At 67.6% G+C, this 26,305-nt stretch carries 20 protein-coding genes and 1 pseudogene; all 21 read left to right on the top strand.

Going from position 1 to position 26,305, the window contains the following annotated elements:
* The first annotated feature begins 162 nt into the window (after window positions 1–162).
* The 21 genes and pseudogenes from N5D45_RS21110 (at window position 163) to N5D45_RS21010 (ending at window position 25,832) form a co-directional block, all read left to right on the top strand.
* Window positions 163–2,298 carry a bifunctional diguanylate cyclase/phosphodiesterase gene (locus N5D45_RS21110; protein ID WP_279939565.1) on the top strand — a complete coding sequence of 712 codons (2,136 nt, stop codon included), beginning with the start codon at window positions 163–165 and terminating at the stop codon, window positions 2,296–2,298.
* A gap of 158 nt (window positions 2,299–2,456) precedes the next feature.
* Window positions 2,457–3,587 (top strand): flagellar biosynthesis protein FlhB, encoded by a 1,131-nt coding sequence (flhB, locus tag N5D45_RS21105; RefSeq protein WP_057504315.1) that lies wholly within the window; start codon window positions 2,457–2,459, stop codon window positions 3,585–3,587.
* A gap of 44 nt (window positions 3,588–3,631) precedes the next feature.
* Complete coding sequence (gene flhA, locus N5D45_RS21100) at window positions 3,632–5,692, top strand: flagellar biosynthesis protein FlhA (protein ID WP_197656317.1); 2,061 nt, start codon at window positions 3,632–3,634, stop codon at window positions 5,690–5,692.
* 145 nt (window positions 5,693–5,837) lie between these two features.
* Window positions 5,838–7,466 carry a flagellar biosynthesis protein FlhF gene (gene flhF, locus N5D45_RS21095; RefSeq protein ID WP_049412716.1) on the top strand — a complete coding sequence of 543 codons (1,629 nt, stop codon included), beginning with the start codon at window positions 5,838–5,840 and terminating at the stop codon, window positions 7,464–7,466.
* On the top strand, window positions 7,453–8,340 hold the full coding sequence (locus N5D45_RS21090) for a P-loop NTPase (protein ID WP_010482449.1): 888 nt from the start codon (window positions 7,453–7,455) through the stop codon (window positions 8,338–8,340). Before flhF ends, N5D45_RS21090 begins: the two co-directional genes overlap by 14 nt.
* Entirely contained in the window at window positions 8,337–9,080 is a 744-nt protein-coding gene (locus tag N5D45_RS21085) for an RNA polymerase sigma factor FliA (RefSeq protein ID WP_010482450.1), read from the top strand. The genes N5D45_RS21090 and N5D45_RS21085 overlap by 4 nt, the downstream gene beginning before the upstream one ends.
* Window positions 9,081–9,137: 57 nt before the next feature.
* Window positions 9,138–9,530, top strand: coding sequence for a chemotaxis response regulator CheY (cheY, locus tag N5D45_RS21080; protein WP_006365466.1), 393 nt, complete (start codon window positions 9,138–9,140; stop codon window positions 9,528–9,530).
* The gene (locus tag N5D45_RS21075) at window positions 9,530–10,135 is read left to right on the top strand and encodes a protein phosphatase CheZ (RefSeq protein WP_010482455.1); all 606 of its coding nucleotides are present in this window, start codon (window positions 9,530–9,532) and stop codon (window positions 10,133–10,135) included. Before cheY ends, N5D45_RS21075 begins: the two co-directional genes overlap by 1 nt.
* 2 nt (window positions 10,136–10,137) lie before the next feature.
* Complete coding sequence (locus N5D45_RS21070; RefSeq protein ID WP_010482456.1) at window positions 10,138–11,970, top strand: chemotaxis protein CheA; 1,833 nt, start codon at window positions 10,138–10,140, stop codon at window positions 11,968–11,970.
* Between the two features lie 101 nt (window positions 11,971–12,071).
* Complete coding sequence (locus N5D45_RS21065) at window positions 12,072–12,812, top strand: flagellar motor protein (RefSeq protein WP_010482457.1); 741 nt, start codon at window positions 12,072–12,074, stop codon at window positions 12,810–12,812.
* A 1-nt stretch (window position 12,813) separates the two neighbouring features.
* A pseudogene (gene motD, locus N5D45_RS21060) lies at window positions 12,814–13,659 on the top strand (flagellar motor protein MotD); the annotation flags it as partial.
* A gap of 175 nt (window positions 13,660–13,834) precedes the next feature.
* Window positions 13,835–14,617: a ParA family protein gene (locus N5D45_RS21055; protein ID WP_019338560.1), complete on the top strand. Its 783-nt coding sequence runs from the start codon at window positions 13,835–13,837 to the stop codon at window positions 14,615–14,617.
* On the top strand, window positions 14,614–15,819 hold the full coding sequence (locus tag N5D45_RS21050) for a chemotaxis protein CheW (RefSeq protein ID WP_279939564.1): 1,206 nt from the start codon (window positions 14,614–14,616) through the stop codon (window positions 15,817–15,819). Before N5D45_RS21055 ends, N5D45_RS21050 begins: the two co-directional genes overlap by 4 nt.
* Before the next feature lie 112 nt (window positions 15,820–15,931).
* Window positions 15,932–16,240, top strand: a complete 309-nt coding sequence (locus N5D45_RS21045) for an STAS domain-containing protein (RefSeq protein ID WP_014037092.1) — start codon at window positions 15,932–15,934, stop codon at window positions 16,238–16,240.
* Window positions 16,237–16,602, top strand: coding sequence for a response regulator (locus N5D45_RS21040; RefSeq protein WP_005409521.1), 366 nt, complete (start codon window positions 16,237–16,239; stop codon window positions 16,600–16,602). Before N5D45_RS21045 ends, N5D45_RS21040 begins: the two co-directional genes overlap by 4 nt.
* A 45-nt stretch (window positions 16,603–16,647) precedes the next feature.
* Complete coding sequence (locus N5D45_RS21035; RefSeq protein ID WP_279939563.1) at window positions 16,648–18,639, top strand: chemotaxis protein CheA; 1,992 nt, start codon at window positions 16,648–16,650, stop codon at window positions 18,637–18,639.
* A 386-nt stretch (window positions 18,640–19,025) separates the two neighbouring features.
* Window positions 19,026–21,275 (top strand): methyl-accepting chemotaxis protein, encoded by a 2,250-nt coding sequence (locus N5D45_RS21030; protein WP_279939562.1) that lies wholly within the window; start codon window positions 19,026–19,028, stop codon window positions 21,273–21,275.
* A 158-nt stretch (window positions 21,276–21,433) separates the two neighbouring features.
* Window positions 21,434–22,207, top strand: coding sequence for a flagellar brake protein (locus tag N5D45_RS21025; RefSeq protein ID WP_029550863.1), 774 nt, complete (start codon window positions 21,434–21,436; stop codon window positions 22,205–22,207).
* A 133-nt stretch (window positions 22,208–22,340) separates the two neighbouring features.
* On the top strand, window positions 22,341–22,832 hold the full coding sequence (locus tag N5D45_RS21020) for a chemotaxis protein CheW (protein WP_010482468.1): 492 nt from the start codon (window positions 22,341–22,343) through the stop codon (window positions 22,830–22,832).
* Between the two features lie 136 nt (window positions 22,833–22,968).
* Window positions 22,969–23,352, top strand: a complete 384-nt coding sequence (locus N5D45_RS21015; RefSeq protein ID WP_010482470.1) for a hypothetical protein — start codon at window positions 22,969–22,971, stop codon at window positions 23,350–23,352.
* Window positions 23,353–23,453: 101 nt separating this feature from the next.
* Window positions 23,454–25,832 (top strand): methyl-accepting chemotaxis protein, encoded by a 2,379-nt coding sequence (locus tag N5D45_RS21010; RefSeq protein WP_057504310.1) that lies wholly within the window; start codon window positions 23,454–23,456, stop codon window positions 25,830–25,832.
* Window positions 25,833–26,305: the final 473 nt, after the last annotated feature.

The raw sequence follows: 26,305 nt of genomic DNA, 5'->3' as shown, positions 1-26,305 counted from the left end.
GCAATTTCACGTTTTACTGCTTGCCCTTCCCCCGGGTCCGCGCGTTAGAGTGAATGCGCGGCAACCGGGGGGATGCCGCACGTGGCCGCCGCCCTGCGTCGGCCTGCCTCATGCATGCCCCACCGTGGTTTCCGTCGACAGGCAGGTCCGGGAGACTGACGAATGCTGGTAGGCACGTACAACCCGTGGCTGGTGGCGATCTCGCTGCTGGTTGCCGTGATGGCTTCGTACACCGCGCTGGCGATGGCCGGGCGCACGGTCACCGCACCCGGCAAGGGCGCGGCATGGTGGTGGCGCCTCGGTGGTGGCTTCGCCATGGGCCTGGGCATCTGGTCGATGCATTTCATCGGCATGCTCGCCTTCGACCTGCCCATTCCGCTCGGCTACGACCTGCCCATCACCCTGCTCTCCCTGGCCCTGGCCATCGCCTCGTCAGTGTTCGCACTGTGGCTGGTCTCGCTGCGCACCCTGCCGCATCCGCGCCTGGCCGTCGGCGCCCTGCTGATGGGCACCGGTATCGCCGGCATGCATTACGTTGGCATGGCCGCAATGCGCATGCAGCCGGGCATCGACTACGACACGGGCTGGCTGCTGTTTTCGCTGATGGTGGCGGTCGCTGCTTCGTGGACGGCCCTGTACGTTGCATTCCGCCTGCGTGCGCAGCGCACCCGTGTCGGCGACCGGCTGGCCGCTGCCGGCCTGCTCGGGCTGGCCATTGTCGGCATGCACTACACCGGCATGGCCGCCGCGCGGTTCCCGGAAGGCAGCATCTGCGGTGCGGCGGTGGGCGATGGCCTGCAGAGCGAATGGCTGGCCATGCTGGTGGTGATGCTCACCGTGGCGATCCTGGCCGTGGTGCTGGTGGTGTCCTGGCTGGACCAGCGGGTGGAGGCGCAGCTGCTGCGCCTGCGCAATTCCCTGTTGAGCACCTCGCTCACCGACGCGCAGCAGGAACTGACCCAGGCCGCGCTACACGACCCGCTCACCCGCTTGCCCAACCGCCTGCTGCTGCAGCGTCGGATCGTGCAGGCACTGGCCGAGGCCGAACAGGGCGGCAGCCGTTTCGCGGTGATGTTCATGGACCTGGATGGCTTCAAGCAGGTCAACGATGCCTATGGCCATCAGGCCGGTGATGCACTGCTGGTGGCGGTGGCCGAACGCACGCGCCAGCTGCTGCGCCCCCACGACATGCTGGCCCGTCTGGGCGGGGACGAATTCGTATTGGTGGTGCGCATCGAGCACGATGAAGACCTGCCGACCCTGGCCCGGCGCATCCTGCAGGCGGTCGGCAGCGGGCCGTTGCTGGCCGACAACGAACTGCAGGTGACCGCCAGCATCGGCGTGGCGATCTGCCCGGACCACGCTGCCAGCGAGCGGCAGCTGATGGCCTTCGCCGATGCAGCGATGTACCAGGCCAAGGAATCCGGACGCAACGCCTTCGTGCTGTTCGCCGACTGGATGAATGACAGCGCCGAACAACAGTTCCGGCTGCTGGCCGACCTGCGCCGGGCCATTGGCAGCGAGCAGCTGTTCCTGCACTACCAGCCGAAGATACAGGTAGCCACGCAGAAGGTAGCCGGTGCCGAAGCGTTGATCCGCTGGCGCCATCCGGAGCATGGCCTGATCCCGCCGGACCGCTTCATCCGGCTGGCCGAGCGCAGCGGCGCGATCAACGACATCGGGCGCTGGGCGCTGGACCAGGCCTGCCTGCAGCTGCGCCGCTGGCATGACGCCGGTCACGATGGCTGGTCGATGTCGGTGAACCTGTCGCCGGTGCAGTTCAGTTCGCCGCACCTGCTGCAGGATGTGCGTGAAGTGATCGAACGCTACGACATTGCCCCGCGCCACTTGGTGCTGGAGATCACCGAAAGCACGGTGATGCGCGATACCGATACCAGCCTGCGCCTGCTGCAGGCGCTCTCGGCGCTGGGCGTGGGCATCTCCATCGATGACTTCGGCACCGGCTACTCCAGCCTGCTGTACCTGAAGCGGCTGCCGGCTACCGAGATCAAGATCGACCATGCCTTCGTGCGCGATCTGGAGCACAGCGCCGAGGATGTGGTGATCGTCTCGGCCATCGTGGCGCTGGGCCATGCGCTGGACATGGACATCGTGGCCGAAGGCGTGGAAACCGCCGCCCAGCGCGCCTACCTGGAACGGCTGGGCTGCGATTACCTGCAGGGTTACCTGCTCGGCCGCCCGGTCGATGCGGCGCGCTTCATGCAGCTGCACGACCTGCCCCGGCCGCGGGTGGAGCTGGCGCAGAGCCCACCGCCCAGCGACAACGCTCCCCTGTAGAGCCGAGCCTGCGCTCGGCTGCTCTTCGCGCCCGATCCAAACATAGCCGAGCATGGGCTCGGCTCTGCAAATAGATCCACGCCGTGCGTGGATAGGCAACACCCCATCACGGAACAGTTCTTGCACGCACCCCGGCAACCCCTGCCGCAGTGCCCGTGATGTCCGAGAACGAATCCGCCGGCGAAAAGACCGAACAACCTACCGAAAAACGCCTGCGCGACGCCCGTGAACAGGGCAACCTGCCGCGCTCGCGCGAACTCGGCACCGCCGCCGTGTTCGGTGCCGGCGTACTGGCGGTGATGGCCATGAGCGGCTCGATCGGCCGCGGCGCCACGGCCTGGATGAAGCAGGCGCTCAGCCCGGAACAGAGCCTGCGGCAGAACCCGAAGGAACTGTTCGGCCACTTCGGCGACCTGCTGCTGCAGTTCATGCTGGTGATCGCGCCGCTGGTGCTGGTCTGCCTGCTGGCCAGTTTCGTCGCACCTCTGGTGATGGGTGGCCTGCGCTGGTCGCAGAAGGCGTTGCTGCCCGACATCAACCGCATGAACCCGATGAGCGGGCTCAAGCGCCTGTATGGCCCGGAGGCCATCGCCGAGTTCACCAAATCGCTGCTGCGCGTGGCCTTCGTTGGTGTCGCCGCCGGGATGGTGGTCTGGACCGGCTTCGACACCCTGCGCGGGCTGATCCACCACCCGCTGGAGACGGCCATCACCGACGGCCTCGGCTTCACCCTGCGCCTGCTGCTGGCCACCGCCGGTGCGATGCTGGTGCTGGCCGCCATCGACGCGCCGTACCAGCGCTGGAACTGGATGCGCAAGCTGAAGATGACCCGTGAAGAGCTGCGCCGGGAAATGAAGGAAAGCGAGGGCAGCCCCGAGGTGAAGGGCCGCATCCGCCAGCTGCAGCAGCAGATGGCCAACCGCCGGATGATGGAGGCGGTACCCACCGCCGACGTGGTGGTGGTCAACCCCACCCACTACGCGGTGGCCCTGAAGTACGAAGGTGGTGCCATGAACGCCCCGACCGTGGTCGCGCTGGGCGTGGACGAGACCGCCCTGCGCATCCGTGAAGTGGCCGACGGCAACAAGGTCGCGATCGTCTCTGCTCCGCCTTTGGCACGCGCCTTGTATCGGGAAGGCCAACTCGGAAAGGAAATCCCCGTGAGACTGTATTCGGCCGTCGCCCAGGTCCTGTCCTACGTCTACCAGCTGCGCGCCTGGCGCACTGGCCCGATGCCGGACGCCCCGCACATCCAGGTGGATGAATTCGGCAAGGGAGGCCGCCCGTGAGCGCCCAGCCCTCCACCGGTTTCAACACCCGCCGCGCTCTGGAAATGATCCGCCAGGGCCTTGGCGCGCCGCTGATCGTGCTGGCCCTGCTGGCCATGGTTGTGGTCCCGCTGGCCGCACCGGTGCTCGATGCGCTGTTCACCTTCAACATCGCCATCTCGCTGATGGTGCTGCTGGCGGTGGTCTACGTGAAGCGCCCGCTGGACTTCACCATCTTCCCGATCGTGCTGCTGATCACCACCATGCTGCGGCTGGCGCTGAACGTAGCCTCCACCCGCGTCATCCTGCTCAACGGCCAGAACGGCCACGACGCCGCGGGCAAGGTCATCGCCGCCTTCGGCGAATTCGTGATCGGCGGCAACTACGCGGTCGGCATCGTGGTGTTCGCAATCCTCACCATCATCAACTTCGTGGTGATCACCAAGGGCGCCGGCCGCGTTTCGGAAGTGACCGCGCGCTTCATCCTGGACGCCATGCCCGGCAAGCAGATGGCGATCGACGCCGACCTCAACGCCGGTTTGCTGACGCGTGAAGAAGCCAAGCTGCGCCGTGAAGAAGTCCGCGAGGAAGCCGACTTCTACGGTGCAATGGACGGCGCCAGCAAGTTCATCCGCGGCGACGCCATCGCCGGCATCCTGATCCTGTTCATCAACATGCTTGGCGGCCTGGCCGTGGGCGTGCTGCAGCATGGCATGCCGTTCGGCGACGCCGCTGCCACCTACACCCTGCTCTCCATCGGTGACGGCCTGGTGGCGCAGCTGCCGGCACTGCTGGTGTCCAGCGCGGTGGCGATGCTGGTCACCCGGGCCTCGCGTTCGCAGGACATGGCCCAGGCCATGACCGGCCAGGTGTTCGGCCAGTACCGTGCGCTGGCGATCACCGCCGGCATCATCGGCGTGGTCGGCCTGGTGCCGGGCATGCCCAACGTCGCTTTCCTGACGCTGTCCGCGATCCTCGGCTTCATCGCCTGGAAGGTCTACCGCAAGGGCAAGGCCGCGGCCACCGACCCGGCAGCCGCAGGCAATGACGCCGCCGCGCTCAACGCACTGGGTCGCCCGGCCGCACCGGCGCCCACCGCCGAACTGAGCTGGGACGAGCTGCGCCCGGTCGATCCACTGGGCCTGGAGGTCGGCTATCGGTTGATCCCGCTGGTGGACGCCAACCAGGGCGGCGAACTGATGGCGCGCATCAAGGGCGTGCGCCGCAAGCTGACCCAGGACGTCGGCTTCCTGATCCCGTCGGTGCACATCCGCGACAACCTGGAACTGCCCGCCAACGGCTACCGCGTGCTGGTGCACGGCGTGCCGGTGGCCACCGCCGAGATCCATCCCGACCGCGAGCTGGCCCTGGACCCGGGCAGTGCCCTCGGCGCGCTGGAAGGCATCGCCGGCAAGGACCCCGCGTTTGGCCTGGATGCCACCTGGATCCAACCACACCAGCGCGCCCAGGCCGAAACGCTGGGCTACACCGTGGTCGACCCGGCGACCGTAGTTGCCACCCACCTCTCGCACCTGATCCGCGAGCACGCGCCGGAACTGCTCGGCCACGAGGAAGTGCAGCACCTGCTGGCCAACCTGGCCAAGAGCGCGCCCAAGCTCGTCGAAGATCTGACGCCGAAGGCGCTGCCGCTGTCGGCGGTTGTGCGCGTGCTGCAGAACCTGCTGGTCGAACGCATTCCGATCCGCCAGCTGCGCAAGATCGCCGAAGCACTGGTCGAACACGCTCCGAACAGCCAGGACCCGGCCGTGCTGACCGCCGCCGTGCGCACCGCACTGGGCCGTTTCATCGTGCAGGAGATCGCCGGAATGTCGGCGGAACTGCCGGTGTTCACCCTCAACCCGCAATTGGAACGTGTCTTGCAGGAGTCCACGCAGGGCAACGGCGCCGCGCTGGAACCCGGACTCGCAGAGCGACTGCACCAGAGCCTGGCCGAATGTGTCAGCAAGCAGGAAGCGCGAAACGAGCCGGCGGTCGTGCTGGTACCGGGCCCGGTGCGCGCCGCGCTGGCGCGTCTGGTCCGCCACAGCGTCCCGTCGCTGTCGGTCCTGGCCTACAGCGAGGTACCGGAGGACAAGCGACTGAAGCTGGTCGGAACGATCAGCTGACGCCGCCCACCGATGCGCCAGAAAACAGACACCACTTTCGAACCAACGCAACAGACAGACACCAAGGGGAACCCGCACCGTGCAGATCACCGACCACCCGAGTTCTCCGACCGCCACCCCGCCCTCTTCGTCCCGTGACCACAGCATGAAAATCAAACGATTCGTCGCCGCCGACATGCGCTCGGCCATGAACCTGGTGCGCAAGGAACATGGTCCTGACGCCGTGATCCTGTCCAACCGCCGGATCGAGGAAGGCATCGAGATCGTCGCCGCCGCGAACTATGACGAGAGCGCCGTGCAGCGTGCACTGGAAGCCTCGCGCCGTGACGTCGCTCCGCCGCCGGCACCCAAGCCGCGCACCGCCGCCGATGCCGTCATTGCCGCAGTCACCCGCCGTCGCAGCAACACCCCCGCTCCGGAACCGGTTGCCGCGACCACCTCGGCCGTGGCCGCCCTCGCCCGCGCCGCGGTCGGTGCCACCGGCCGTACCCTGGACAGCGCCGACGAGATCGTGCCGACCCGCGGCAGCACCGGCTTCGCCGCGACCCTGGCCCGCGCTGCCGTCAACGAACCGGCGCTGCCCGAACAGATCTTCGCCCCGTTCGCCGAGGCCATCGTTGCACCGGCACCGGCACCGGCCGCCAGCGCGCCAGCCAACCGTGCCCGCTTCCAGATCGACCCGCCGCACGAGATGCATCACGAAAGCGCGGCCCCCGCCGTGCAGCCGCCGCCGCTGCCGGGCGCGGCTCCGACCGAAGCACAGCCGGAGATCGCCGCCAGCGAACCGGCAGTGGCCGACGCCGTCATCGAAACCTCGCCGGAGCCCACCCTCGCCCCGGCCCCGGTGCTGACCGTGGTCGCCCAGGACGACGCCGAGATCCGCCAGCTGCGCCAGGAAGTGGCCGGCATGCGCCAGGTGATCGAGCGCGAGATGAACCGCTTCACCGACGAGCGCCTGCGTGGCTGCCCGGTGCGCGCCACCGCGCTGGACCTGATGGACGAGTACGGTTTCGACGCCGGCCTGGCCCGCGACGTGGCCATGCAGATCCCGCTGGAGACCGAAGCCCACCGTGGCCGCGGCCTGATGCTGGGGCTGATTTCGCGCAAGCTGCCGATCGCCCCGGTCGACCCGCTGGAAGAAGGCGGCGTGATCGCCCTGGTGGGCCCGACCGGCGCCGGCAAGACCACCACCATCGCCAAGCTGGCCTCGCGCTTCGCCGAGAAGCACGCGCCACGTGATGTGGCCCTGGTCACCACCGACACCACCCGCATCGGTGCCCGCGAGCAGCTGTACGGTTACGGCCGCCAACTCGGCATCGCGGTGCACGAGGCCAACAGTGGCACCGACCTGGACCAGCTGCTGGAACGCCTGAAGGACTACAAGCTGGTGCTGATCGACACCGCCGGCCTGGGCCCGCGCGACCGCGCGCTGGCCGCCCAGCTGCAGTGGCTGCGTGCCGCCCGCCAGGTGCGCACCCTGCTGGTGCTGCCGGCCAATACCAGCTTCGGCGACATGGACGAGGTGGTCCGCCGCTTCGGTGCCGCCAACCTGCAGGGTCTGGTGCTGAGCAAGCTGGACGAGACCGGCCGCTTCGGCAACGCCCTGTCGGTGGCCGTGGACCATGCCCTGCCGATCACCTGGGTGACCGATGGCCAGGACGTTCCGGAGGACCTGCACCGGGCCAGTGCGGCCAATCTCGTACTTCGCCTTGAAGATTTGCGCCGCGCGGCCGATATGCCCTGCAACCCGGAGTTGAACCATGCCGTCGCGTGAGTACGCCAAGCTGACCAAGACCTTCCCGCTGTCGGCCACCCGCAGCGAGCCGCTCGGCCCTGTGCGCACCATTGCCGTCACTGGCGGCAAGGGCGGCGTGGGCAAGACCAACGTTTCGGCCAACCTGGCCGTGGCGCTGGCCGGCATGGGCAAGCGCACGCTGCTGCTGGACGCCGACCTTGGCCTTGCCAACATCGACGTGATCCTGGGCCTGAACCCCACCTTTACCCTGGCCGATCTGGTCGCCGGCCGCTGCACGCTGGATGACGTCATCGTCGAAGGCCCGAACGGCGTGCTGGTGGTCCCGGCCGCGTCCGGTCGCCGGCACATGGCCGAGCTGGCCCCGGCCGAGCACGTCGGCCTGGTCAACGTGTTCTCCGAACTGGAACGCGAACTGGACATCATGGTGGTGGACACCGCCGCCGGCATCACCGATGGCGTGCTGACCTTCTGCCAGGCCGCGCAGGACACCGTGGTGGTGGTCTGTGACGAGCCGGCCTCGATCACCGACGCCTACGCGCTGATCAAGGTGCTGTCGCGCGAACGCGGCGTGGACCGCATCCAGGTGGTGGCCAACATGGTGCGCGACCCGAACGAGGGCCGCGTGCTGTATGAAAAGCTGACCCGGGTCTGCGAGAAGTTCCTTGCCGATGTCTCGCTGAACTATCTGGGCTGTGTGCCGCAGGATGACTGGCTGCGCCTGTCGGTGCAGCGCCAGCAGCCAGTGGTAAAGGCCTACCCGTCCAGCCCGGCCGCGCTGGCGATCACCGAGATTGCCCGTCGCACCGCACGCTGGCAGGCGCCGACCGAACCGCGCGGCGGCGTCGAGTTCTTCCTCGAACGCATCCTCAAGCAGCGCGGGGTGGCCGCATGAAAGGCGCAGCCCAGTACCGGGAAGTCCAGCGCACGGCGGCCAACGAGGTCATCGCCCAGCATTCGGACCTGGTGCGGCGCATCGCCCACCACCTGGCCGCACGCCTGCCGGCGAGCGTCGAGGTCGACGACCTGATCCAGGCCGGCATGATGGGACTGATCGAAGCCTCGCGCAGCTATGACGCCGACCAGGGGGCTTCGTTCGAGACCTACGCCTCGATCCGCATCCGCGGTTCGATGATCGATGAGATCCGCCGTGGCGACTGGGTGCCGCGCTCGGTGCACCGCCGTGCACGTGATGCCGCCGCCACCATCCGCCGCCTGGAACAGAGCAGTGGCCGTGCCGCCAGCGCCACCGAAGTGGCCGCCGCGATGGAGATGCCATTGCCCGAGTACCTGCGGCTGATGGAAGACGCTGCCCGTGGCCAGGTGCTGAGTCTTGAATCGCGCATCGAGGACCAGGGCGAGCTGGACACCGTGGCCCAGGGCGGCCCGACCCCGCAGCAGGTGCTGGAGCGCGGCGAGTTCGGCCGCGAGCTGGGCAAGGCCATCGGCCATCTGCCCGAGCGCGAACAGCTGGTGCTCTCGCTGTACTACGAGCAGGAACTGAACCTGAAGGAGATCGGCGCGGTGCTCGGCGTGAGCGAGTCGCGGGTCTGCCAGATCCACGGCCAGGCGGTACTGCGCCTGCGTGGCCGGCTGAAGCTGTTCGAGGCCGCCGACGCCGGCCTCGAAGAATGAACATCCCCGAGGCGGCTGCCCCCGGCCGTCCGGAATGAACAACAAAGGAATTCTGCTTTGAACAAGAACATGCGCATCCTGATCGTCGACGACTTCTCGACCATGCGTCGAATCGTCAAGAACCTGCTGGGCGATCTGGGCTTCACCAATACCGCCGAAGCCGAGGACGGGCATGCCGCGCTGTCGCTGCTGCAGAGCCAGCCGTTCGATTTCGTGGTCACCGACTGGAACATGCCGGTGATGACCGGCATCGAGCTGCTCAAGGCGATCCGTGCCGATGCCAAGCTGAAGACCCTGCCGGTGCTGATGGTCACCGCGGAAGCCAAGCGTGAACAGATCATCGAAGCCGCCCAGAGCGGCGTGAACGGCTACATCATCAAGCCGTTCACCGCGCAGACGCTGGAAGAGAAGCTCGGCAAGATCTTCGAACGCCTGGCGGCCAGCGCCTGATGGATACCACGGTCGACAAGAGCGCCCTCGCCCTGCGCCTGCAGGAGGCCCTGGACGCACTCGAGTCCGGTGACGAAGCCGCCTGGCGGCAGCGCATCGACGGACTGGTCGCGCTGCGCACGCAGCCGATGATGAGTGGGCTCTCGCGGCTGGCCCGCGAACTGGGGCAGGCGCTGGGTGAACTGCCGACCGTGCCGAGCGAAGCCGGGGAACTGGACGATGCCTGCGCGCGCCTGGACCACGTGGTGGCGATGACCGAACAGGCCACGCACCGCACCCTGGACCTGGCCGAGGAATGCCGCAGCCTGACCGAACAGCTGCGCGCCGAAGGCCTGCAGCCGGGCCAGGACGCGCAGCTCGAGCGCATCCGCCACAACCTGACCGAGATCGCCCTGACCCAGAGCTACCAGGACCTGACCGGGCAGATCATCCGTCGCGTGGTGGGCATCGTCCGCCGCGTGCACGAAGGCTTCGGCGCACTCGGCCTGCCACCGGAACAGCATCGCACCGACCCGGAACTGGCCGGGCCGGCACTGAAGGGACTGGACCGCCACGCGGTCTCGCAGAACGACGCCGACGACCTGTTGTCGGATCTGGGGCTGTAAGCATGAGCGCGGTATCCGACGACATCACTGCCGATTTCATCATCGAGGCACAGGAAATCCTGGATCGCCTCGGCGAACAGCTGGTGTCGCTGGAGCAGGCACCGCAGGACAGCGATCAGCTCAACGCGGTGTTCCGCGGTTATCACACGCTCAAGGGCGGCGCCGGATTCCTCGGCGTCACCGCCATGGTCGAGCTGTGCCATGCCGCTGAAGAAGCGCTGGGCGCCGCGCGTGCCGGCCAGGCGGTGCTGCAGGCCCATCACTTCGACGCGGCCCAGCAATCGCTGGACTACCTGCAGTCGATGCTGGATGCAGTTTCCTCCGGCACCGAGCCGGGCTATGCACCGCCGGACCTGATCGCCCAGTTCGACGTACACGGCGGTGCCGTGGCGGCACCCGCCGCCGCAGCAGCACCCGCCGCAGGTGGCAGCGACCTGATCACCGACGACGAATTCGAGGCCCTGCTCGACCAGCTGCATGGTGGCAACGCGCCGACCGCGGTTGCACCGGCGAAGAAGGCCGACGACGGACTGATCAGCGAAGACGAGTTCGAAGCCCTGCTCGACCAGCTGCACGGTGGCGCCGCACCGGGCACCAAGCCTGCTGCCGCCATGGCACCGGCGCCGGCTGCGGCCCCGCGCCCGGTCGCCGCACCGGCACCGGTGGCAAAGCCGGCCGCCAAGCCGTTGGCCGAGGCCGAACATACCGTACGCGTAGACACCAAGCGCCTGGACGCGATCGTCAACCTGATCGGCGAACTGGTGCTGTCACGCAATCGGCTCAAGACCCTGCGTGCACGCCTGCGCGATGAAGAATTGGACCGCGCCGTGTCCACCCTGGACATCGCCACGGCCCGCCTGCAATCGGCGGTGATGCGTACCCGCATGCAGCCGGTGGGCAAGGTCTTCTCCCGCTTCCCCAAGGTGGCCCGCGACGTCGCCCGCTCGCTGAAGAAGGAAGTGGACCTGGAACTGATCGGCGCCGAGACCGAGCTCGACCGCAACCTGGTCGAAGCGCTGGCCGACCCGCTGGTGCACCTGGTCCGCAACGCCATCGACCATGGCGTGGAAATGCCCGACCTGCGCGAGGCGCAGGGCAAGCCGCGGATGGGCCACGTGCGGCTGTCGGCGCAGCAGGAAGGTGACTACGTCAGCATCGAGGTGCAGGACGATGGCGCCGGCATCGACCCCGAAAAGCTGCGCGCCAAGGCACGCGAGAAGGGCCTGATCGATCCGGAAGCGGCCGCGCGCCTGAGCAGCGAGGAATGCCTGCACCTGGTGTTCCTGCCCGGCTTCTCGACCAAGCAGCAGGTCACCGACATCTCCGGCCGCGGCGTCGGCATGGACGTGGTGCAGTCACGCATCCGCGAACTGAGCGGCCAGATCCAGATCCAGTCGGAGCTGGGCCGTGGCAGCCGCTTCCTGATCCGCGTGCCGCTGACCCTGGCGATCCTGCCGACCCTGCTGGTTCAGGCCGGTGAGGACGTCTACGCGCTACCGCTGGCGCGCGTGATGGAAGTGCTGCACGCACCGCGCACGTCGCTGGGCTGGTTCGATGGCCGTGCCGTGCTCGATCGGCGCTCCCACACCCTGCCGCTGGTCGATCTGCGCCAGTGGCTGGATGTGACGCCCGCCGCCTCGCCCCTGCTGACCATCGTGGTGCTGCAGGCCGGCGAAGCGCGCTTCGGGCTGGTCGTGGACCAGGTGCGTGGGCGGGAGGAAGTGGTCATCAAGCCGCTGCCGAAAGCCCTGCGCGGCCTGCGCGGTTATGCCGGTGCAACCTTGATCGGCGATGGTCGCATGGCCTTGATCCTGGATGTGGACGGGCTGCGATGACCCCCGCCGGGCCCTGCCCGGCGACCCGAAAACTGTGACTACCGTCTGTACGCGATCTACCGGTGTCTCAAGTCCCATTCATACACGCCGATACCGGAACCATGGATAGACTCAGCCTCATTGGACTCTTTCTCGCCCTGGCCTCGCTGGTCGGTGGGAGCATCCTCAAGGGCGCCGGCCTGGCGTCGTTGTGGTCGCCTGCCGCGTTCGTGATTGTCATCGTCGGCACCGTCGCCGCGATCCTGCTGCATACCTCGCCGGCAGTGTTCAAGCATGCGTTCAAGATCGTGCGCTGGGTCGTGCGCCCACCGCACAGCGATCGCCGCGAACTGATCCAGCAGATCGTCGAGTGGAGCAACATCGCCCGCCGCCAGGGCCTGCTGGGCCTGGAGTCGCAGGTGGAAGCGCAGCAGGACCCGTTCCTGCGCAAGGGCCTGCAGCTGCTGGTCGACGGCGTTGAACCCGAATCGATGCGGCACATGCTGGAAATCGAACTGGGCAGCCAGGAGCATCAGGACCAGGCCGGCGCCAAGGTCTTTGAAGCGATGGGCATCTACGCACCGACCCTTGGCATCATCGGCGCCGTGCTCGGCCTGATCGCGGTGATGAAGAACCTGGCCGACCCGAGCAAGCTCGGCCACGGCATCGCTGCCGCGTTCACCGCCACCATCTACGGCATCGCCTCGGCCAACCTGCTGTTCCTGCCGGTGGCCGCCAAGCTCAAGAGTGTCATCTCGCACAACACCCGCGACCGCGAGATGGTCATCGAAGGCCTGATCTCGATCGCACAGGGCGAGAACCCGCGCAACATCGAAACCAACCTCTCCGGCTTCCTGCACTGACATGGCCCGCCGCAAGCACCACGAAGAGCACGCCAACCACGAAGCATGGGCGATCCCCTATGCCGACCTGATGACGCTGCTGCTCGCCTTCTTCGTGGTCATGTACGCGATCTCCTCGGTCAACGAGGGCAAGTACCGGATCATGGCCGACGCACTCACCGATGCCTTCGGTGGCGCACCGCGCACCATCAATCCGGTGCAGGTGGGTAACAAACAGGTGCAGGGTGGCGGCTGGGACAGCCCCTCGGTGATCAAGTCCGGCACCAAGATCGGGCCCTCCGCGCCTGCACCGTCGCACGACCCGACCCTGCTGCCGTCGATGGCCTCGCAGATGCGCATGCCGGTGTCGGTGCACAACCAGGAGCAGATCGCGCGCGCCGAGCGCCAGCTCAACAGCATCGCCGACCGCCTCACCGCCGCACTGGCGCCGCTGATCGACCGCGGCATGATCAGCGTGCGCCGCACCGAGCTGTGGATCGAAGTCGAGATCAACAGCGACATCCTGTTCCCGACCGGCTCGGCCGCGCTGGACGTGCATGCGCGGCAGACCCTGGCCAGCCTGGCCGAGGTGCTGCGTGACGTGCCCAACAGCGTGCGCGTGGAAGGGCACACCGACAACGTGCCGATCGCCACCGCCACCTTCCCGTCGAACTGGGAGCTGTCGGCCGGACGCGCCGCCAGCGTGGTACATCTGTTCGCCGACCAGGGCGTGCAGCCGTCGCGGCTGGCGATGGTCGGCTACGGCCAGTTCCGCCCGCGCGAAGAGAACGACAGCGCCCAGGGCCGCAACCGCAACCGTCGGGTGATGGTCATCATCCTGGCCGACACCTCGCATTCGGTGGACCCGCTCGGCCAGCGCCTGAACGCAGCCACCGGCGCCACCGACAGCACCGCTACCGAACAGGCCGCCGCAACTCCGGCCAGCGCCCCCACCTCCCCCATCGCACCGGTGAAGTTGCCGCCGGTGCCGGCTGGCAGCCGCGTCGGCGCCGCCGTTCCCCCGGCAATGAAGGAGTAAACCGATGCGCATCTGGGCAGTCGCCAACCAGAAGGGCGGAGTCGGCAAGACCACCACCACCCTCGCCCTCGGCCGTGGCCTGGCCGCGCTTGGCCATCGCGTGCTGCTGATCGACCTCGATCCGCACGCCTCGCTCAGCCGCGCCTTCGGCGTGCCGGTCGATCCGCCGCCGGCCGGCGTGCTGGAACTGTTCGGCGCACCGCCGGCCGATCTTTCCAGCCTGTGCCATGCCAGCAGCATCCATGGCCTGGACTATGTCTGTGCACAATCCGCGCTGGCCACATTGGAACGCCGCAGCGCCAACCAGCCCGGCCTCGGCCTGGCCCTGCAGAACGCGCTTGCCCGCCATCAGGGGCAGCACGACTACATCCTGCTGGACTGCGCACCCACCCTCGGTCTGTTGATGATCAACGCACTGGCCGCGGCCGACCGCCTGATCATTCCCACCCAGGCCGAGCCGCTGGCTCTGCATGGCCTGGAGGGGATGGTCCGCACCGGCGAGATGGTCGAGCGCTCGCGCCGCCGCCCGCTGCCGATCTCGATTCTGCCCACCCTGTTCGACCGCCGCACCCGCGCCGGCAACGAATCGCTGCGCACGATGCAGGATCGTCACGGCACCCGCGTGTGGGAAGACGCCATTCCCATCGACACCCGCATCAGCAACGCCGCCGGCCTGACCCTGCCAAGCGTTGGTGAGGACTACCCGGGCCGCGGCCTGGCTGCCTACCGCCGCGCCCTGAACTGGATCCTCGGCGAGGATGCCCGCGCCCTGGAGCAGGCCGCATGAACAGCACCGGCGTACTGGACGACTATCTGGACGAACTGCTGGGCGAAGCGATCGCCGTGTCGCCACCGGCTGCACCGCCGCCGGCAAGCGACGAAGCGTGCCCGGCGATTGCAGCGGACGCCGAACGCGAGCCGACCTGGGACGATCTTCCGGCCGAAGTGATCTACGAGACCGACACCGCGGCCACCACACCGATTGAGGACGACGCTGCGCTGGAAGCTGCATTCGAGGCCGCTGCTGGCGCGCCCGAGCGCGAGCCGACCTGGGACGACCTGCCGGCCGAGGTGATCTACGAAACGGAGACTTTTGCTGCTGCCCCGGCAGAGGACGACGCAGCACTGGAAGCCGCCTTCGAGGCCGCCGCAATGCCTGTCGCCGCTCCCGAGCGCGAACCGACCTGGGATGACCTGCCTGACGAGGTGATCCACGAGACGCCCCCCGCTCCGGCTGCCGCCAAGGCAGGTCCGGAACCCACCTGGGACGATCTGCCGGACGAAGTGATCTACGAGACCGATACGGCCGACAGCCATCGCCTCGCCCACACCGACAGCCCCGGCCTGCAGGCTGCATTCGAGGCCGCAGCAGGCGGCGAGGACGTTCCTGCGCCACCACCGGCCGTAGTCGCAGCACCCGCTCCAGCGGCACGCACCGATGCCGCGCCGCCACCGCGCGTGGCCGTGGACGCGCCAGCAGGCAACCGTCCGAACAGCTGGCAGGAACTGCAGGCACAGGCACATCGGCCCGCCAGCAGTCCGCATCCGCAGAACCGACGCGCCGGCGAGCGCACCTCGCGCTGGTTGCGCCTGCGCTGCGGCACCCAGGCCTATGCACTGGAACTGCTGAAGGTGCAGGAAGTGGTGCTGCCGGTGCCGCTGCTGCCGCTGCGCGGCACCGCACCGGCCATGCTCGGCATCATGAACCTGCGCGGCCAGGTCGTGCCGGTGATGGATCTGGGCCTGCACCTTGGAGCCGCGGCCGCCGAAGACGACTCACAGACCCGTATCGTGGTCCTGGAAGAAGACGGCGAGACCATCGGCCTGCGCGTGTCGGCGGTGGAAGATGTCGCCAACCTCACCGATTCGCAGATCGAACCGCCCGATACCGCGCGCATCTGCCAGATCTCCAACGACCTGTTCCGCGGCGTCGCCCGGGTCAGCCAGCGCCCGATGATCCTGCTGGATGCCACGCGGCTGTTGAGCTGAATCGGCGCTTTGCGCCGACGCGTTGCCTGTCGGGGACGCACCGCGTCGATTCCCCTAAAGAACCCCGCCGGGGTGCCGTTATGGATCACGGAACCGTTTGTCCGGAGCAACGATGAGCACTGTCGAACTGGGTGGGGATCTCGGCATCGAGAGCACCACCGAGCTCAAGAACCGCCTCGCCCCGCTGGTGGCGCAGGCAGGCGAGCTGACCCTGGATGCAAGCCAGGTCGCCCGCATCCACACGGCCGCCGTGCAGGTGCTGTGTGCGTTCGTGCAGGCCCGCCGCGAGGCAGGTCTCGGCACCGGCTTCCACGGTTGCACTGCAACCTTCCGTGACGCCGCGCGCCTGCTGGGCGTCACCCAGGCCCTGGGCCTGGACGTAACCCATGACAACCTGAAATCTGTGGAGAACGCTGCATGAGCGCACGTATCTTGGTGGTGGACGATTCGGCGTCGATGCGCCAGATGGTTTCCTTCGCCCTCACCTCGGCCGGTTTTGCCGTCGAAGAAGCCGAAGACGGCGCGGTCGCGCTCGGTCGCGCCAAGGGCCAGCGCTTCAATGCGGTGGTCACCGACGTCAACATGCCGAACATGGACGGCATCGCGCTGATCCGCGAACTGCGCCAGCTGCCGGACTACAAGTTCACCCCGCTGCTGATGCTGACCACTGAATCGGCCGCCGACAAGAAATCCGAAGGCAAGGCCGCCGGCGCCACCGGCTGGCTGGTCAAGCCGTTCAATCCCGAACAGCTGGTCGCCACCGTGCAGAAAGTGCTGGGCTGATCGCCCGCCACCGCTCCCCCTCTTCGCTTCCGGACCACCACTGCCATGAGCATGGACCTGCAACGCTTCCACGCCACCTTCTTCGAGGAGAGCCGCGAAGGCCTCGACGCGATGGAGGCTGGCCTGCTGGCCCTGGAATCGGGGCAGCAGGACGCGGAGATCATCAATTCGGTGTTCCGCGCCGCCCACTCGATCAAGGGCGGCGCCGGCACCTTCGGCTTCGATACGATCGCCGGCCTGACCCACGTGCTGGAAACGCTGCTCGATGAACTGCGTGCCGGCAAGCGGGCGCTGGAAGGCCACGCGGTCGACGCCATGCTGTCTTCGGTGGACGTGCTGCGCGCCCTGCTTCGCGAAGCCGAACACGGCCAGGCTGCCGATCCGGCTGCAGTCGCTGCGGTGAAGGCGCGCCTGGAAGCGGTCCTTTCCGGCCAGGCCGCACCGAGCGCCCCCGCTGCCGTCGCGGCCAAGGTGGACGATACGCCGGAAGCCTGGCAGATCGGCTTCACCCCGGCACCGTCGCTGTTCATGAGCGGCAACGACCCGCTGCGCATCATCCGCGAACTGGAGCATCTCGGTTCGCTGCAGGTCGCCGCGCGCATGGAACGCCTGCCGGGCTTCGCCCAGCTCGACCCGCTCGAGGCCCATCTGGCGTGGGATCTGGGCCTGGTCGGCAAGGTGCCGCGCAGCAAGATCGAAGACACCTTCGCCTGGGTACTGGACGACTGCGAACTGGACATCCGTCCGGCCGCACCGCCGAGCCTGGCTACACAGGCGCCCTTTGCAACCGCCCCTTCCACACCGGCTGCCGTCGTACCGGCGGCGCCTGCTGCGCCCGCCACCAGCGGCGGCGCCAGCCAGGAAGCCGAAACCTCGATCCGAGTCAGCGTCGACAAGGTCGATGCGCTGATCAACCTGGTCGGCGAACTGGTCATCACCCAGGCCATGCTCAAGCAGGTCTCGCACGCACTGGACCCGGTCCACGCCGAGAGCCTGTTCGCCGGCCTGGACCAGCTGGAACGCAATACCCGCGACCTGCAGGAAGCCGTGATCGGCGTGCGCATGCTGCCGGTCGATGCGGTGTTCCGCCGCTTCCCGCGCCTGGTCCGCGACCTGTCCAGCCGCCTTGGCAAGCAGGTCCGCCTGCGCACCGTCGGTGAAGGCACGGAACTGGACAAGGGCCTGATCGAAAAGATCGCCGACCCGCTGGTGCACCTGGTGCGCAACTCGATCGACCACGGCCTGGAGATGCCGGACGTGCGTCGCGGCGCGGGCAAGGACGAAACCGGCACCATCACCCTGGCAGCCTCGCATCAGGGCGGCCACATCGTCATCGAAGTCAGCGACGACGGCCGCGGCCTGGACCGCACCAAGATCCTGGCCAAAGCCCACGAACGCGGCCTGGCAGTGCCGGACAACCCTACCGATTCGCAGGTCTGGGACCTGATCTTCCAGCCTGGTTTCTCCACCGCCGATGCAGTCACCGACCTGTCCGGCCGTGGCGTCGGCATGGATGTGGTCCGCCGCAACATCCAGGCGCTGGGTGGCGAGGTGCAGATCGAAAGCAGCCTTGGTAACGGCACCCGCACGCTGATCCGCCTGCCGCTGACCCTGGCCATCCTCGATGGCATGACCGTGGCAGTCGCCGGCGAAACCCTGATCCTGCCGCTGGCCTATGTGCTTGAGGCCCTGCAGCCGCAGGCCGAGGACATCCGCAGCATGGCCGGCGAAGGCCGCGTGCTGCGCGTACGTGGCGAGTACCTGCCGATCCTGTCGCTGAGCGAATACTACGGCTACGGCAACCGTGCGCCGGGCAGCGAATCGCTGGTGGTCGTGGTCGAAGGCGATGGCCAGAAGATCGCGCTGGAAGTGGACGAGCTGGTCGGCCAGCAGCAGGTGGTGGTGAAGAACATCGAGAACAACTACCGCCGCATCGGCGGGGTGTCCGGTGCCACCATCCTCGGCGATGGCCGCGTGGCCCTGATCGTCGACATCGGCGGGCTGGTGCGTTCGCTGCGGATGCCGCAGGCCGCCTGATCTACGTTGCAGGCGTGTACTGGACCGCCGCCCTTCGGGGCGGCGGTTTCTGTTTGTGTTCGCCCTGCCAGTGGGATCAGATTCCATTCCGCAGGAAAGGGATCTGATCGCGGGACGGCACCCCGATACCAAATCGTGAACTCCGTCGACACGATGGCTGCGGGCGTAACCACTTCATCCAAGCGAAGCCGCGTCGCTGCAACGCTTTCGCGCCGTCATCCCTACGCAACCGAATGTGATCTGCGTCCATAAAGTCCATCCGGACTGCGCCGCTATTTCGCTTTGACGGCCGTCACCGAACCCCCACCGGGCACCACCGTTCGCTCTGCAACCACCCCCAAACCGGCGCACAGACGCCGGCACTCTGCCCACCTGGAGCACCCTGCATGAAGTGGTTCCAAGATCTGCCCATCGCCCGCAAGCTGGCCGTGGGGTTCACCCTCACCACGTTGATGACCCTGGTCCTCGGCGCGTTCGCCCTGCTGCGCCTGAGCGAAGCCAACGCGCAGCTGCGCGAGATGGCCGGCAACGATATCCCCTCCGTCCAGCACCTGGGCGAGGCGCGCTCGCAGCTCGGTGAGTTCCGTACCTACGAACTGGCCCAGCTGAGCATGCTGGACCAGCCGGAGAAGGTCGCCGACTACAACAAGCGCATGGACGACACCGCCAAAGCCGTGCATGACGAACTGGCGGCGTACTCGGCGCTGCCGGCGCTGGAGAAGGAGCGCGAACTCTATCGCGCGGCCAGAACGCAGCTGGATCGCTACTTCGCCGCCAACAAGGCGATGCGCGACGCCGTGACCGCCGGTGACGGCGCCCTGGCGCAGCAGATCTCCGACGAGCAGTCGCGCCCGGCACGTCGCGACCTGTTCGCTGCAATGAAGGCACTGGGCACCCACATCGCCGGGCAGATGGACGGCAAGATCGCCGACGCCAACGCCACCCATCGCAACAGTATGATCGCCATCATCGGCTGCATCGTACTGCTGTCACTGGTGGCCGCCGCGCTGGCCATCGTCATCTCGCGCGCGGTCACCGGTCCGCTGGGCAAGGCCGTGCATGCCATCCAGGCAGTTTCCCGCGGCGACCTCAGCGTCAGCACCCAGGCCACCAGCAAGGACGAGGTCGGCAAGATGCTGGCCGCCACCGCGGAGATGACCGCGATGCTGCGCCGCTTCAGCGAGCAGACCCAGCTGATGGCCCAGATGCATGCCGGCCCGGACATCAGCCACCGCATTCCGGAAGATTTCCCGGGCGTCTATGGCCAGCTGGCCAACGGCATCAACACGGTGATCTTCGAACACCTCGATGCGATCGTCGATGCCATTGAAGTACTCAACCAGTATGCCATCGGCAATCTGACCCCGGATGCACGCCGCCTGCCCGGCAGCCGCGCGATCCTGCACGAATCCATGGATGCGGCCAAGGCCAGCCTGCTGGCGATCAATTCACAGATCCAGCGCCTGGCTGCGGCGGCCGCCGCCGGTGACTTCAGCCAGCGCGGCGACGCACAGCGCTTCCAGCACGACTTCAAGCTGATGATCGAGCACCTCAACACCATGATGCAGGTGGCTGACGGCAACCTCGGCCAGCTCTCGCAGCTGCTGCAGTCGATCGCCACCGGCGACCTGACCGCGCGCATGGAAGGCCAGTTCAACGGCGTGTTCGCCCGCATGCGCGACGATGCCAACGCCACGGTCACACAGCTGACCCAGATCGTCGGCCAGATCCAGGCCAGCGCTGGCAGCATCACCCTGGCCGCCGGTGAGATTGCATCGGGCAACAGCGACCTGTCGCGCCGTACCGAGCAGCAGGCCGCCAACCTGGAAGAGACCGCTGCCTCGATGGAGGAACTGACCTCCACTGTGCGTCAGAACGCCGAGCACGCCCGCCAGGCCAACCAGCTCGCCATCGGTGCCCATGGCGTCGCCTCGCAGGGCGGTGAAGTCGTCGGCCAGGTGGTCACCACCATGTCCGCCATCGAAGCCTCGTCGAAGAAGATCGCCGAGATCATCAGCGTCATTGACGGCATTGCGTTCCAGACCAACATCCTGGCGCTGAATGCCGCCGTGGAAGCCGCGCGTGCCGGTGAACAGGGCCGCGGCTTCGCCGTGGTCGCCAGCGAAGTGCGCACCCTCGCCCAGCGCTCGGCGGCTGCCGCCAAGGAGATCAAGGGCCTGATCGATGATTCGGTCGGCAAGGTTGCCGAGGGCTCCAGCCTGGTCCACCAGGCCGGCAGCACCATGGGCGAGATCGTGGCCTCGGTGCAGCGCGTGACCGACATCATGGCCGAGATTTCCGCTGCTTCGCAGGAACAGTCGGCCGGCATTGAGCAGGTCAACCAGACCGTGGTGCAGATGGACGAGGCCACCCAGCAGAACGCCGCGCTGGTGGAGGAAGCCACCGCCGCCGCGCGTGCAATGGAAGACCAGGCCGTGCAGCTGGGTGAAGCCGTGGCCCGCTTCCGGCTGGCATCACAGGGCACGACGGCCATCCCGGCACGCCCGCTGGCGGCACCGGTACCGCGCCAGGTTGCAGCCGCCGCACCGGCCGCAAAGCCGGTCCCGGCGCGTACGCTGCGCACCGCGACAGCCCAGCCGGCGCTGGCCGCAGACGGCGACTGGCAGGAGTTCTGATGTACCCGGGGTCGGATCCCTTTCCTTCGGGAAGGGGATCCGACCCCGGACGCATGGAAAGTGATGCAATTCTCACTTCATAATCCGGCACAGTGGCCGATATCCCCATCGAGCCTCGCGCCAACGCGTGCTGGCGCCCGCCCCTGACCGTAGATTCCATGTCCGACGGCAACGACACTGCAGTGCATGATGTCCACGCGGCTGACGCCGCTGACGAACGTTTCCTGGTCCGTAATCCGCGCCAGCTGCGGCAGCTGCTGCGATCGCTGATCGACCAGCGATCACTGATCAATGCGCATATCGACGGCCGCGACCGCTCGTTCCCGACCGCGCTGCTTGAGCTCGACGAGGACGAAGACACCCTGCTGCTCGATGGCAGCCCGCAGGAGGCGTCCAACCGCGCCGCCGAACAGGCCGATCATCTGCTGTGCTTCGCCCAGCTCGAACGCGTGCTGGTGCGGTTCCGCCTGCAGGCACTGCAGCGTGTGGACAATGACGGCCACGTCGCCTTCCGCGCCCCTCTGCCGGACGAGCTGGTCCATCTGCAGCGACGTGAGATGTACCGGCTGGAGACGCCCGTCACCGATTCGCCCCAGCTGCTGGTCCCTGCCGGCGAGAGCCGTGCCGAAGCGCTGTCGATGCGAGTGGTTGACATCAGTGGTGGCGGCCTGGCGGTGGCCGTGCCTACCGACTGCGCGGTGTTCAGCCTGCAGAAGCGCTACCCGGCGGTGCTGTCGCTGCCCGACGGCCCGGACCTGGAGATCGAGCTGGTCGTCTGCAACCTGCTGCCGCAGCGCCAACCCAACGGCATCGAGATCAAGCGCGTGGGCATGCGCTTCGACATCCTGCCACGTGGCGCCGACAGCGCCATCCAACGCTATATCTTCCGCATCGACCGCCAGCGCAAGGCGCGCCGCAACGGCGAGCTGTAGGGCTCGTCCAACCGGTAGTGCCGGCCGCTGGCCGGCAACCTCGCGACAACGCGGGGCCCACACCTAAAGTCCCCCGACGAGGGGCCGATATCGAGCCTGACACCGGGACTTCCGGCAGAACCAGGACCCCTCGATGAACGACAAGACCAGCTCCACCGCCAGCGCCGGTGGCGAATTCCTCAGCTTCACCCTCGGTGCCGAGCACTACGGCGTGGACATCCTCAAGGTGCAGGAAATCCGCGGCTATGACGCGGTCACCCGGGTGCCGGATGCACCGGACTACATCAAGGGCGTGATCAACCTGCGCGGCACCATCGTCCCGGTCATCGACCTGCGCCTGAAGCTGCGCCTGGACGACGCCCGCTACGACGCCTTCACCGTGATGATCGTGCTGAACGTCGACGACCGAGTGGTCGGCATCGTGGTCGACAGCGTCTCGGACGTGATCCCGCTGTCGGCCGAACAAATCCGCCCGACCCCGGAATTCGGCGCCGCCGTCGATACCCGCTTCATCTCCGGCATCGGCACGCAGGACGACCGCATGCTGATCCTGCTCGACATCGAGACCTTGCTGGACAGCGCCGACATGGGCCAGGCCAACGTCGTTGAAGACGCCGCCGCCTGATCAAGCGGACCTGCTTCACGTTCTGGTCACACAACCCTTCAGTTCCCTCCGGCAGTGCCGATAGGGGGACAGAAGCCGGTCGCGCAGGAGCGCGCAGAACCGGAACGACCATCACCATCCCCGGAGATACACCTCGATGAAGTCCCTGCTTGCGTTCGTTTCGGCCGCTGTCCTGGCCACCACCGCTTCCGCCGCGTTTGCCCAGTCGGCCGACATGATCCCGCCGGAACTGGCACCGCGCTCGGTCGGCAAGGACGGCATGGTCTGCGGCAAGGTCGAGAAGGCCCGCTACGCAGAAGGTTCCGAAGGCCAGCCGACCTTCCTGTACATGGGCGGCGCCTTCCCGCGTCACACCTTCTCGGCGCGCATCGCCGGCGAGAACCGCGGCAAGTTCTCCTTCCCGCTGGAAACCCTGGAAGGCAAGACCGTCTGCGTGATCGGCAAGATCCAGCGCGACGCCTCGCGCGCGGAAATCGAAGTCAGCTCGCCGGCCGGCCTGAAGCTGGCCAACATCAAGTAATCCGCTGTCCGTCGAACCACGCCGGACCTGGTGCCGGCGTGGTTTCTGCTGCAACCGGGCCCGACGCCCGGACGCGTCTGCCTTAGGAGATCGCAACGCCCATGCCGTGGATCAACAACCTCAAACTGATGCCGAAGCTGCTGCTGACCTTCGGCGTCCTCCTGCTGGTGATGTTGCTGCAGGGCATCGTCGCCTATCGTGGCCTGCATTCGCTGAACAATGTCACCACCGAGCTGGCGGGCTCTCGCATGGAGAGCATCCGCATGGCCGGCGAGATGCGCGGCATGCTGGGTGAATACCGCAACGCCGCCTACCAGCAGCTGATCCGCGCCAGCGACGACGTCAAGGCGGATGCACGCAAGCAGGGCGTCGAGCTGCGCGCGAGCATGGACAAGTCGATCAAGGAGTATCCGACCCTGGTCGACAACGCGCAGCAGAAGAAGCTGTTCGACACCTTCGCCAAGGAGTGGAAGGACGCCCTGGCCTCCTATGACAGCGTCACCGAGATGCTGGAACTGGACCTGCCGGACGACGCCATCGATACCTTCGTCGGCGAAACCCGCACCAAGCACCGCAAGGCCGCCGCGGCGCTGGAAGCGCTGATCGCCGAAGACAACCGCCTCGCCCGCGCGTCGCGCGAACAGGCCGCCTCCACGTATTCCGCCTCGGCCGTGCTGACCGTGATCGCCCTGCTGGGCGGCGCCGCGCTCGGCCTGGTGCTGGTCTGGCTGTTCGCCCGCGCCCTGGTCGGCAGCGTGCGCGGCGCCGTGTCGGTTGCCAACGACGTGGCCGGCGGCAAGCTCGATGGCCACATCGACGTCAGCCGCCAGGATGAAGTGGGCGAACTGATGCAGGCCATGCAGCGCATGCAGCGCGACCTGCGCGAGCGCATCGAAACCGACCAGGCCGTGGCGCGCGAGAACCTGCGCATCCGCACGGCGCTGGATTACAGCTCGACCGGCGTGTACCTGACCGACACCAGCAACACCATCGTCTACAGCAACCGCGCCCTGCAGCAGACCCTGAGCCAGTACCAGGACGAAGTGCGCCGCGACCTGCCGGACTTCGACGCCCAGGCCTCGCTGATCGGCAAGCCGGTCACCGTGCTTGAACACCGCGGTGAAATGGACCAGACCCTGCTGGGTAACCTGAAGGCACACGGCGTGGCCCGTCGCCCGATGCAGTACGGCGATGCCCAGTTCGCCCAGGTGGTCTCGACCATCCGCAATGAAGGCGGCGACACCGTCGGCTACGTGGTGGAATGGCGCGACCGTACCCAGGAAGCGCAGGTGGAAGCCGAAGTGGCGCGCGTGATCGCCCAGGCAGCCGCCGGCGACCTGTCCGGCCGCATCGATTCCAGCGACAAGGAAGGCTTCTTCCTGCAGCTGGCCCAGCAGATCAACGGCCTGCTGGACGCCAATGCCGGCAGCATCGAACAGATCTCCGGCCTGCTCGCCGCACTGTCGCAGGGTGACCTGACCGTGCGCATGCAGGGCGACTACCAGGGCGTGTTCGCCCGCATGCGCGACGACGCCAACGCCACGGCCGCGCAGCTGAGCGAGATCGTCACCCGCATCAAGCAGTCCAGCCGTGCGATCAGCTCGGCCGCCGGCGAAATCGCCTCGGGCAACAGCGACCTGTCGCGCCGTACCGAACAGCAGGCTGCCAACCTGGAAGAAACCGCTGCCTCGATGGAGGAACTGACCTCCACCGTGCGCCAGAACGCCGAACACGCCCGCCAGGCCAACCAGCTCGCGATCGGCGCGCATGGCGTCGCCTCGCAGGGCGGTGAAGTGGTCGGCCAGGTGGTCACCACCATGTCGGCGATCGAAGCCTCGTCGAAGAAGATCGCCGAGATCATCTCGGTCATCGACGGCATCGCGTTCCAGACCAACATCCTGGCACTGAACGCCGCCGTGGAAGCCGCACGTGCCGGTGAACAGGGACGTGGTTTCGCCGTGGTCGCCAGCGAGGTGCGCACCCTCGCCCAGCGCTCGGCCGCTGCCGCCAAGGAGATCAAGGGCCTGATCGACGACTCCGTTGGCAAGGTCAACGACGGCTCGGCCCTGGTACACAAGGCCGGCGCCACCATGGGCGAGATCGTCGCCTCGGTGCAGCGCGTGACCGACATCATGGCCGAGATCTCTGCGGCTTCGCAGGAACAGAGCGCCGGCATCGAGCAGGTCAACCAGACCGTGGTGCAGATGGACGAGACCACCCAGCAGAACGCTGCACTGGTGGAAGAAGCCACCGCCGCCGCCCGCGCGATGGAAGAACAGGCCGGCCACCTCAGCGAGGCCGTGTCGATCTTCGTGGTGGACGAAGCCGAGGTCGTGGCCGCCCCGCGCGTCGTCGCTGCCCCTGCCCCGCGCGCCACGGCGCCGGTCGCTCCGGCACCGGTTGCACCGCCGGCCCGGCGCACCGCGGGTGGTCGCCCGATGGCCACCGAACTGGCCGACGGAGACTGGCAGGAGTTCTGATTCCAGCCTGACCTGATCCACGAAGACGCCCTGGCCCTGCGCCGGGGCGTTTTCGTTTACGGGGTATCTGGATATCCAGCCAACGGCGAAGCCCCTCGGGGTGGTCGCGGAGAGCGCTTGGCTACTGAGGGCTGGCCGGGAGGGTGGGTTGCGCAGGGGGCGCCGTAAACCCGTCCCTGGGGGCTTGGCCGCGGCATCCATGCCGCGGACACCCCTGCGCAACCCACCCTCCCGGCCACAGACATTTTCCGTGCGCGTCCACCCCGGATTGAAGAAAGAAGAGCAAGAGCAACAGCCGTATTGCTTCCGGGGTCAGATCCGTTTTCCGCAGGAAAACGGATCTGCCCCCTCTTTCCACCTGGAAACCCAACGCTCTTGCCGTCCGACACCGAAATGCCAGGAGGGCTGGGCCGGGGTGGGCAGGCAGGACCGTTGGCGCCATGGATGGCGCCATCGAGCCCCCATGGACGGGT

This window comes from Stenotrophomonas sp. GD03819 (genome assembly GCF_029841665.1).
GTDB lineage: Bacteria > Pseudomonadota > Gammaproteobacteria > Xanthomonadales > Xanthomonadaceae > Stenotrophomonas > Stenotrophomonas geniculata.
This window is presented reverse-complemented; position numbering and strand designations above follow the sequence as displayed.